At 61.2% G+C, this 9,571-nt stretch carries 12 protein-coding genes, 1 tRNA gene and 1 pseudogene; 11 read left to right on the plus strand and 3 right to left on the minus strand.

Translation table 11 applies throughout. The annotated features are described in order from the left end of the window. Positions 1–260 precede the first annotated feature (260 nt). A complete protein-coding gene (locus GC1_RS19825; RefSeq protein WP_019295065.1) occupies positions 261–1,019 on the minus strand; it encodes an SDR family oxidoreductase in 759 nt (252 codons plus the stop codon). A 160-nt stretch (positions 1,020–1,179) separates the two neighbouring features. On the opposite strand from GC1_RS19825, the gene GC1_RS19830 reads away from it, so the two are divergent. From GC1_RS19830 to GC1_RS19845, 4 genes are read left to right on the plus strand one after another with little or no spacing between them, the layout of a single operon-like run. Beyond that, positions 1,180–1,659: a UPF0262 family protein gene (locus tag GC1_RS19830; protein WP_019295066.1), complete on the plus strand. Its 480-nt coding sequence runs from the start codon at positions 1,180–1,182 to the stop codon at positions 1,657–1,659. 3 nt (positions 1,660–1,662) lie between these two features. After that, on the plus strand, positions 1,663–2,121 hold the full coding sequence (locus tag GC1_RS19835) for an arsenate-mycothiol transferase ArsC (RefSeq protein WP_019295067.1): 459 nt from the start codon (positions 1,663–1,665) through the stop codon (positions 2,119–2,121). Then, on the plus strand, positions 2,118–2,516 hold the full coding sequence (locus tag GC1_RS19840) for a ketosteroid isomerase-related protein (RefSeq protein WP_019295068.1): 399 nt from the start codon (positions 2,118–2,120) through the stop codon (positions 2,514–2,516). Before GC1_RS19835 ends, GC1_RS19840 begins: the two co-directional genes overlap by 4 nt. Beyond that, positions 2,513–3,100, plus strand: a complete 588-nt coding sequence (locus GC1_RS19845; RefSeq protein ID WP_019295069.1) for a GNAT family N-acetyltransferase — start codon at positions 2,513–2,515, stop codon at positions 3,098–3,100. The genes GC1_RS19840 and GC1_RS19845 overlap by 4 nt, the downstream gene beginning before the upstream one ends. 39 nt (positions 3,101–3,139) lie before the next feature. Here GC1_RS19845 and GC1_RS19850 read toward each other — a convergent pair whose 3' ends face one another. Next, on the minus strand, positions 3,140–4,060 hold the full coding sequence (locus tag GC1_RS19850; RefSeq protein WP_019295070.1) for a hypothetical protein: 921 nt from the start codon (positions 4,058–4,060) through the stop codon (positions 3,140–3,142). A gap of 254 nt (positions 4,061–4,314) precedes the next feature. On the opposite strand from GC1_RS19850, the gene GC1_RS19855 reads away from it, so the two are divergent. The 7 genes from GC1_RS19855 (at position 4,315) to GC1_RS19885 (ending at position 8,408) form a co-directional block, all read left to right on the plus strand. Beyond that, positions 4,315–5,193, plus strand: coding sequence for a carbon-nitrogen hydrolase family protein (locus GC1_RS19855; protein ID WP_019295071.1), 879 nt, complete (start codon positions 4,315–4,317; stop codon positions 5,191–5,193). 83 nt (positions 5,194–5,276) lie between these two features. Next, the gene (gene infA, locus GC1_RS19860; RefSeq protein WP_005978431.1) at positions 5,277–5,495 is read left to right on the plus strand and encodes a translation initiation factor IF-1; all 219 of its coding nucleotides are present in this window, start codon (positions 5,277–5,279) and stop codon (positions 5,493–5,495) included. 176 nt (positions 5,496–5,671) lie between these two features. Beyond that, positions 5,672–6,253: a Maf family protein gene (locus tag GC1_RS19865; protein WP_019295072.1), complete on the plus strand. Its 582-nt coding sequence runs from the start codon at positions 5,672–5,674 to the stop codon at positions 6,251–6,253. Beyond that, the gene (locus tag GC1_RS19870; protein ID WP_019295073.1) at positions 6,250–7,272 is read left to right on the plus strand and encodes a ribonuclease E/G; all 1,023 of its coding nucleotides are present in this window, start codon (positions 6,250–6,252) and stop codon (positions 7,270–7,272) included. The genes GC1_RS19865 and GC1_RS19870 overlap by 4 nt, the downstream gene beginning before the upstream one ends. Then, positions 7,269–7,472, plus strand: a complete 204-nt coding sequence (locus tag GC1_RS19875; protein WP_019295074.1) for a DNA gyrase inhibitor YacG — start codon at positions 7,269–7,271, stop codon at positions 7,470–7,472. Before GC1_RS19870 ends, GC1_RS19875 begins: the two co-directional genes overlap by 4 nt. An 81-nt stretch (positions 7,473–7,553) precedes the next feature. Next, positions 7,554–7,628 (plus strand) — tRNA-Phe (locus tag GC1_RS19880). Positions 7,629–7,790: 162 nt separating this feature from the next. After that, entirely contained in the window at positions 7,791–8,408 is a 618-nt protein-coding gene (locus GC1_RS19885) for a phage integrase SAM-like domain-containing protein (protein WP_237754648.1), read from the plus strand. Positions 8,409–8,443: 35 nt separating this feature from the next. Here the strand turns inward: GC1_RS19885 and GC1_RS19890 are convergent. Further along, positions 8,444–9,481: pseudogene (locus GC1_RS19890) on the minus strand (IS3 family transposase); the annotation flags it as partial. Between the last annotated feature and the right edge of the window lie 90 nt (positions 9,482–9,571).

Genomic DNA, 9,571 nt, shown 5'->3' on the forward strand with positions numbered 1-9,571 from the left:
GCGCTGAACGGGTAACGCAGAAAGGGGCGCTGCCCCTCTGCGCGTGCCGCGCATTCACCCCGGGATATTTGGGGCCAGATGAAAAGGGATCCGCGCCCCGGAGCCCGCCGGGGCGCTTCACCTGGCGCGGTCATCGGCGTCCCCGCCTGTACCGCTGGATCAGGGTTGCGGAGCTTGGTTAACGATCCGTTTCTTCATCTGGCCAAAAATACCCCCGCCGGAGGCATCAAGTTATTTTTCCCGGAAAAATGACGCAAATCTCAATAATGCGTAGTATACCCGCCATCCACGGCAAGCACCTGCCCGGTGATATAGGACGCTGCAGGTGACGCGAGGAACAAGATGGCGGGTGCCAATTCCTCCGGCTCGCCCCAGCGGCCCAGCGCAGTGGCGTTTTTCAGCTTCTCTGCAATCGCAGGGTCTGCAGCAGCAGCCATATTGGGTGCGGTCTTAAAGAATCCCGGGGCAATCGCGTTCACCATGATCCCCTGGGGGCCAAGCTCTGCCGCCAGCGCCTTGGTCATGCCGTTGATGCCGGCCTTGGCGGTGGTATAGGCGGCGTCGCCGGATTGCGCGATGAGGCCAGCAATCGACGAGATGTTGATGATGCGGCCCCAGCCCTTGGGCGCCATCTGCGCCGCCGCCATCTGGGACAGGCGGAAGGGCGAGACCAGGTCGACCTCCCACAGCGATTGCAGATCGGCACGGGTGAATTCGGGCAGGCTGCGCCGGTCGCGCTGGCCGACGTTGTTGACCAGAATGTCCAGCCCGCCCTCCTGTGCAATCCCGGCCATCGCCCTGGTCGCGGCGCTTTCATCGGCGATATCCAGCACCAGCGGGCGGGCGGTGCCGGGCAGCCGGGCGAGCGCGGCATCCACCCGCGCCCGGCTGCGGCCATTGATCCAGACCTCGGCCCCGGCCTCTGCCAGAAGGCGGGCCGCGGCGAAGCCGAGACCATCGGTAGAGCCGGTCACCAGCGCACGGCGACCGTGAAGGGAAAACTGTTCAAGGGCTGTCATAGTGTTGTCTCCTGCTGGCGGCAGGCTGGTTGCGGAGGCGTTGCCTGTCAAGCACTGCCGCAAACGGGCAGGCGTTTGACGCCCGCTGCTGCATTGCCCCGGGCAAAGCGGTGCGATACTCATGGCCGGACGCCCCTGCGCATATCAGAGACAAAGACCCATGAGCCGCATCAGCCATATCGAACTGGACGACCGCAACCTGCCGCCCCCGACGCCCGAGATCGAGCAGGAGCGCAAGGTGGCGATCTATGACCTGATCGAGGACAACAGCTTTGCCCTGCCGCAGCGGGAAGACCGCGACATTCCGGCCGGTCCCTACCACTTGGGGCTGGCGATCCGCGACAAGCGGCTGGTCTTTGACATCAACACCGAAGCCGGGGAGAAGGCTGCAGAGTTTCACCTGTCGCTGTCGCCCTTCCGGCAGGTGGTCAAGGACTACTACCAGATCTGTGAGAGCTATTTCACTGCGGTAAAGACAATGCCCCCCAGCCAGATCGAAACCATCGACATGGCACGGCGCGGCATTCACAACGAAGGCAGCCGGGTTCTGCAGGAAAGGCTGGAGGGCAAGGCCGAGGTCGACACCGACACCGCCCGCCGCCTGTTCACCCTGATCTGCGTCCTGCACTTCGGAGGCTGACGCGTGGAGGAGCTGCCGCAGTCCGTTCTGTTCTGTTGCGACCACAATTCGGTCCGCTCTCCGATGGCGGAGGGCATCATGAAGAAATTCTATGGCACCGGCACCTATGTGCAGTCGGCCGGCGTCAAGAACGACATGGAGATCGACGGCTTCTCGATCGCGGTCTGCCAGGAGATCGACGTGGAACTGTCGCGCCACCGGTCGCGCTCCTTTGACGAGATGGAGCGCTGGGGCGATGACTTGTCGTCCTTTGACCTGGTGGTGGCGCTGTCGCCAGCCAGCCAGCGCCGGGCGCTGGAGCTCACCCGTTTTTTTCACCTCGATGTCGAATATTGGCCGATTATGGACCCTACCGGGCTCGGCGAGACGCGGCAGGCCAAGTTAGATATCTACCGTCAAACACGGGATCAAATCATCCAGCACCTGAAGAACCGCTGGGGTGAACCGACGGAGAGAACATGACCGACACCATCGCGCGCTATTTCGCAGCCTTCAACGCCGGCGACACGGAAACCATGCTGGACTGCCTGGATGAGCAGATTGCCCATCATGTGAACGAGGGCAAAATCCGGGTGGGCAAGGAGAAGTTCGCGGAGTTCTGCGCCCATATGGACCGCTGCTACAAGGAAGAGCTGACCGATATGGTGATCTTTTCCGCAGAGGGCGGCAGCCGCGCCGCAGCGGAGTTCATCGTCAACGGCACCTATCTGGCAACCGACGAGGGCCTGCCGGAGGCCAAGGGCCAGACCTACCGCCTGCCTGCGGGCTCGTTCTTTGAGCTGAAGGACGGCAAGATTTCCCGCGTCACCACCTATTACAACCTGGCGGACTGGATAGCCCAGGTCTCAGCCGGATGACCGTCCGGGTTGAAGCCATGACCGGCGCGGCGCTGGAGGCCGCGCTGGACGATGTGGCGCACCTGCGGATCACGGTGTTCCGCGCCTGGCCGTATCTATACGACGGGGATCTGGCCTATGAGCGGGAGTATCTGCAAAGCTACCGCGACAGCGCCCGCGCCGTGGTGGTCGGGGCCTTTGACGGGGATACCCTGGTGGGGGCCTCCACTGGCGCACCGCTGGCGGATCATGCAGATGATTTTGCGGCCGCGTTTGAAGGCGCCGGAATTGACCTGAACGACGTCTTCTACTGCGCCGAATCCGTGCTGCTGCCGGAATACCGCGGGCATGGCGTCGGTCATGGGTTCTTTGACGCGCGCGAGGCACATGCCCGGAAGCACGGGTTCAAGAAAACCGCCTTTTGCGGGGTGCAGCGTCCGGCGGATCATCCGTTGCGGCCTTCGGATTACGCGCCGCTGGATCCCTTCTGGCGCAAGCGCGGGTATGCGCCTCTGGAGGGTGCCATTGCGTATTTTTCCTGGAAGGATGTGGATCAAGCCGGGGAAACCAGCAAGCCGCTGCAGTTCTGGATCCGGGATCTGTAACGGAGACAGGCACCCCGACGGGCGCCTGACTGATTTGGCTCAGACGCCTTCTGGCCGCGCCGCCTGCACTTCTTCCAGCGCGATCTTCTGCTGGGTGGCATAAATCTTCACGGAATCGCGGGCATCATCGAAGGTGCGCTTGGCTGCTGTCACCGCCCTGCCGGCCGCAACATATTCCTTCTTGTTATAGTCTTCCTGTTTGAACTGCTTGTAGTTCTCAGCCAGTTCCTTGAACAGCTTGGGCAGGGCGCCTTTCACGTTCTTGGCGTGGGCGTCGATCTTGTAGGCCTTGGTCAGGTCGCGAATGCCCTTGTCGGCCTGCGCTTCGATCTTGGAGCGATCCGCGCCCTCCTTGTGATAGGCGGACTTCCAAGCCTTCTTGATTGCTTCCAGCTTGTTCAGCGCAGCATTCACATCCTTGGAAATGTCCAGGCAGGCGGCTTCGATCTTCTTGCCACGCACCTCGGCTGCCTTGATCTCCTTGATGATCAGCTTGCGGGTTTCTTCGTGCTCTTTCTTGAGCTTGGCCAGATGCTTGTCGGTTTCCTCGTTGGCCTTCTCGGCCTTCAGCTGCTGCGCCATTTGCTTCTGCTTGATCTTGTCCGCATTGCGGGCAAGATCCGCTGCCGCGTCTTCGCGTTTTTCGATCTGCTTGGCATAGGCCAGGCACAGTTCCCGGCTGTGGGACTGCAGCTTGCCGCACTTGCCGCGCGCCTTGAGCATCGCGTTGGCCAGCATGCTGAAGGCCTGAACGATCTCGGCCATGTTATCCAGATCCGCCTTGGCCGGGTCGCCTGAGGCTGGCACTCCCAGTTTTTCCAGCAGGTCCATGTATTTACCGACGCCGCTGCCCTTGCAGGCGCCGGCACGGTATTCGCGCCAGAATTTGGTGCGGAAACCTTTTTTCGGGATGTCGGCAATAACGCCTTTCAGGTTCTTGTCATCAAGCTTGGTCGCCAAGGGAGTGGTCCTTCTTTCAATAAATCAAATGATCCGCTGCACGAGAGAATGGCCAAAATGCCGGGCAGCACCAAGATGGAACGCAGCACGCGGCTGTTTCCGTTGCAAAAATGTGCATTCTGTTTGAGTTTTTCCGGCGTGCCCGGCATCAGATGAAACCAGGGTGCCGCATAGCCTTGCGCAGGGCCGCTATGCCGGGCAATCCTTCGGAAGGACCGCACCGGGATGCGGCCACTGACTGCCGGAGAGACCGCATGAAAATCGCCACCGCCGCCTATCCGCTCGACTGGCTCGAAAGCTGGGCCCAGTACGAAGACAAGCTGGCCGCCTGGGTGGCAGAAGCCGCCGGCAATGGCGCGCAGCTGCTGGTGTTTCCCGAATACGGCGCGATGGAGCTGTCCACGCTGGATGGCGCTGCGGTTGCAGGTGATCTGGAGCAGTCGATTCATTCCGTATCGGAGAAAATGGAAGATGCGGCAGCGCTGCACCTGAAACTGGCTGCGGAACATGGCGTGCATATCCTCGGCGCCTCTGCCCCGGTGAACAGCGGGCTGGACCGGCCGGTGAACCGTGCGGAGCTTTACACGCCCACTGGCAAGCGGGATCATCAGGACAAGCAGATCATGACCCGGTTCGAGCGCGAGGAATGGGGCATCACGGGCGGCGGGCCGCTCAAGATCTTTGACACGTCCCTGGGGAGAATCGGCGTGCTGATCTGTTATGACAGCGAGTTCCCATTGCTGGGCCGCGCGCTGGCGGAGACAGATGTGATTCTGGTCCCATCCTGCACCGAGGCGCTGGCCGGCTATTGGCGGGTGCGCATCGGGGCGATGTCGCGGGCGCTGGAAAACCAGTGCGTGACCGCCATGGCCTCTATTACCGGGGCCAATGAATGGTCGGAAGCGGTGGACATGAACACCGGCACAGGCGGCATTTTCGGCCCGCCGGACAAGGGCTTCCCCGGCACCGGTGTTCTGGCCGAAGGCACCCTGAACCAGCCGGGCTGGACCTATGGAGAAGCGGACCTGGAGGCAATCGCCCATGTAAGGGCAGATGGCGGAGTGCTGAACCGGCTGCACTGGGAGGAGCAAATGCCGCGGGTGGAATCGGTCACAAAGGCCGCACTTTGCTGATTGAGCCCTTGAAATATTGGAAAAATGACCCCATTTAAGCGCACGTCCCGCAGTTTGCGGGTTAACCCAATGATGGAGACAACATGGCCAAGGAAGATACGCTCGAATTTCCCGGTGTCGTGAAGGAACTCCTGCCTAACGCGACGTTTCGGGTCGAGCTTGAGAACGGCCATGAAATCATCGCACATACGGCAGGCAAGATGCGCAAGAACCGCATCCGTGTTCTGGCTGGCGACAAGGTCCAGGTGGAAATGACCCCCTATGACCTGACCAAGGGCCGGATCAACTACCGCTTCAAGTAAGCGTTTGATCTGGAAGAAATATCAAGGCCCGGCATTCTGCCGGGCTTTTGTTTTTGGCGGCCTGGCGGCCGTTGCTTCCGGCAGGGATATTTTGGGCAAGAGGAAAAGACCCGGCCCGCTTTCCTGATGGCGGATTTCGCCTTATGACAGGCGCAAAGAGTTAAGAGGGCCACGGCATGGCATTTATCCTGGGATCGGGCAGCCCGCGGCGGCTGCAATTGCTGGCGCAACTGGGTGTGCATCCGGACGAGGTGTGCCCGCCGGAAATCGATGAGACCCCCCGAAAAGGCGAACTGCCGCGCGACTATTGCGCGCGCGTCACACGGGAAAAGACCGAAGCCGTTCCAGCCGGCCCTGATGACGTCGTTCTCTGCGCAGACACCACTGTGGCGCTTGGCCGCCGCATCCTGGGCAAGCCGCGCGATGCAGGCGAAGCCGCAGAATTCCTGCTGGCACTTTCCGGCCGCCGCCACCGCGTGATTACCGCCGTTGCGGTGCGCCGCGGGGACCGGGTATGGGAGAAAGACGTGGTCAGCCAGGTGAAGATGAAAAACCTCTCTGACGAGGAACTGAACGCCTATCTCACCACCGGCGATTGGGAGGGCAAGGCCGGCGCCTATGCCATCCAGGGCCCTGCCGGCGCTTTCATTCCGTGGATCAGCGGATCCTTTACCGGCATCGTCGGTCTGCCGCTCTCTGAAACCGCAAACCTGCTGCGCGCCGCCGGGCTGCCGCTCTATCAGGAGGCCGCCGCATGAAGGGCCGCACCATCATCCTCGACCACATCCAGGACCGCGAAGCCGCAGCCCTTATGGTGGACGGCAAGCTGGAAGACATCCTGGTCGAAAGCGACGCCCCTGCCCCCGGCACCATCTACCGCGCCCGCGCCGACCGGCCGGTCAAGGGCCAGGGCGGCATGTTCCTGACCACGCCGGACGGCCCGGCCTTCCTGCGCCAGGTCAAGGGGCTGGCACCGGGCCAAATGATCCTGGTGCAGATCTCCGGCTATGCCGAGCCTGGCAAGGCCATTCCGGTGACCCAGAAGCTGCTGTTCAAGAGCCGCTACGCCATTGTCACGCCGGAGGCGCCGGGGCTGAACATCTCGCGCAGCATCCGCGACGAGGATGAACGCGACAGGCTGCTGGAGATTGCCCATGAGGAAATGGGAGAGTCCGGTTACGGGCTGATCCTGCGCTCTGCCTGCGCCGGGGCAGACAGTGAAGAGATCGCCGAAGACGTTGCCGCCATGGCGGCCATGGCGGCGCAAGTGATGCAGGATGAAGGGACCGAGCCTGAGGTTCTGGCCCAAGGCGACACTCCGCACCTGCTGGCCTGGCGGGACTGGGTAGAACCTGCGGATATTGAGCGCGAGCCGGGCGGGTTTGAGCGCCTCGGCGTGCTGGACGCACTGGACACGGCTCAAGGCATCCGCGAGCCGCTGCCAGGGGGTGCTTTCCTGTTCATCGAGCCGACCCGCGCCCTGGTCGCGGTGGATGTGAACACCGGTTCGGACACCTCTCTTGCAGCAGGCATCAAGGCCAATATGGCGGCCGCCAAGGCCCTGCCCCGCGCCCTGCGGATGCGCGGCCTGGGTGGACAGATCGTGCTGGACCTGGCCCCGATGCCGAAAAAGGACCGCCGCGGGTTTGAAACCGCGCTGCGGGCCGCTTTCCGGGCGGATTCCGAGGAAACCGTACTGGCAGGCTGGACCAACCTCGGCCACTACGAATTGCAGCGCAAGCGCGGCCGAATTGCCCTGAGCGAGGTGCTGAAATGAGCTGTCCGGTCTGCGGCGGGGAATCGCAAAAGAGCTACCGCCCATTCTGCTCCAAGCGCTGTGCCGATATCGACCTCGGAAAATGGCTGACCGGCGCCTACTCAGTGCCCAGCCAGGACCCGGAAGACATTGAAAACGCTTTGGAAGAAGCGGAACGCGCGCAAGCATCCAAAGAAAAACCGCAGCAGACGCGCCATTAGCGATTTTCTTTGAAAAACCCTCTGGACACCGCCGCGCCCACGGCATAGAAGGCCCCCACCCAAGGCGAACAGCCTTCCCGTGCCCGGGTAGCTCAGGGGTAGAGCAGTGGATTGAAAATCCTCGTGTCGGTGGTTCGATTCCGCCCCCGGGCACCACTAAATCACTGAAATAGTTGATTTATTTGATCCGTTGAGATCGTCAGATTTCACCCGTAAAAGTTACACACAGTTATACACTCCTCTGACGGGCTCGATTTGTCCCAAGACTCCAAAAACCAAATACTCAAGATCAAGCATCTCCGGAAAGGGCTGGCCATCGTGCTGACAGCCCGAAGCCCGTACTGGCTTATTCGCTTCAGAGACCCCCTTGCAGGGAAATACGTCCACCGGTCGTCCAAAGAGACATCGCGTCTCGAAGCGATTGAAGTGGCCTATGAGTTTGCCGACTCATACCGCAGCAAGGCTAACAGCGACCATGCTCAGAAGAAAGCCACCAGCTTCGAGCACTATGCCAAGAAGCTGATGGGCATTCAGAAGGGCAAGTCCAAGTGGTCGGACGGCGACAACAAGCTGATGAACCGCTCCAAGGACGGGCTGATCTGCTATTTCGGTAAGTTTGACGTCACGAAAATCACCACCGGCAAGGTTCGGGATTACCTGATTCATCTGGACGAGAACCGGCCAAAGCGGCTGGCAGAATCGACCAAGGCCAAACACACAATCATCATCCGCAAAGTTCTGACTCTGGCGGTGGAAGACGGCATTCTGAACGTGCTGCCGGTGATGCCGAAGCAGAAGACCGTGGACACGCCACGACACACCTTCACGGACGACGAATACAAACGGTTCATGAAAGCCGCTGGTGAGTGTGCCAAGCGCGGTGATATGGTCCGTGGCTGTCCGTCGTCAGAGATTTTGGGCCATTTGGCTGCCTGAGCGAAGAGAGGGTCTGGCTCATCTGGTTGGTTTGATTATGCGGCGGATCTTCGGTGAAGCAAGCGCCGGGTTTCGATAGTCTTTCGTTTGATCCTTTCTCGTTGTTTCAGGATGGTCTGGCCGCGCCCGAAGTAGACATCGGCCGGGGTGAGGTTCTGCAGGCTCTCGTGGTATCGTCGGTGGTTGTAATGCTCGACGAAGGCGTCGATCTTCTGCCTGAGATCGCCGGGCAGGAAGTAGTTCTCCAGCAGGATGCGGTTCTTCAGGGTCTGGTGCCAGCGCTCGATCTTGCCTTGGGTTTGCGGGTGATATGGGGCACCGCGGACATGATCCATGTGCCGATCTTCCAGCCAATCGGCCAACTCGCCCGAGATGTAACTCGACCCCCTCGCCATTGTCTCTCGGACCAATGGCGTTCCAATGGCTCGATCACTGAGCAGGCGGGGCTTGTGCAGGACCTTCGCCTGATCACAACCCGAAGCCTGCAGCGCCAGGTCGAGCGTGTCGGTCACATCGCCTGACTTCATCGTCGTGCAAAGTTTCCAGGCGATGATGTAGCGGCTGTAATCGTCGAGGATCGTGGACAGGTAGAACCAGCCCCAGCCGATGACCTTCAGGTAGGTAAAGTCGGTCTGCCAAAGCTGGTTCGGTCGGGTCGTCTTGTCACGGAACTCGTCAGAGGCGGACAGAACCACATAGGCCGGGCTGGTGATCAGGTCGTAGGACTTGAGGATGCGATAGACCGAAGCCTCTGACACAAAATACTTTTCCGTGTCAGTGAATTGCACGGCCAACTCGCGCGGCGACAGATCGCTTTCCTGCAGGGCCAGGTCCTTGATCTTCTCGCGCACCGGCTCAGGGATGCGGTTCCAGACCCGCGACGGCCTGGGACTGCGATCTTTCAGCGCCTCAGGGCCGCCGGACAAATACCGATCATACCAGCGGTAGAAGGTCGTTCTGGGGATGCCGAGCTTGTCCAGCGTGCGCCTGGTCGGCAGGTGCGATCCTTCCACCAGCCGGATGATCTCCAGCTTCTCAGATGCGGGATACCTCATTCGCCGTCGCCCCCATCCGAGCCTGTCATCCCGGTACCGGGAGCTGATCGACGATCTTGCAGACGCTCTGAATGCGCCGGAGGTACGGCGGGAGGCGACGGCGGCGCT

Source organism: Leisingera sp. ANG1 (assembly GCF_000203975.2).
Classification (GTDB): Bacteria; Pseudomonadota; Alphaproteobacteria; order Rhodobacterales; family Rhodobacteraceae; genus Leisingera.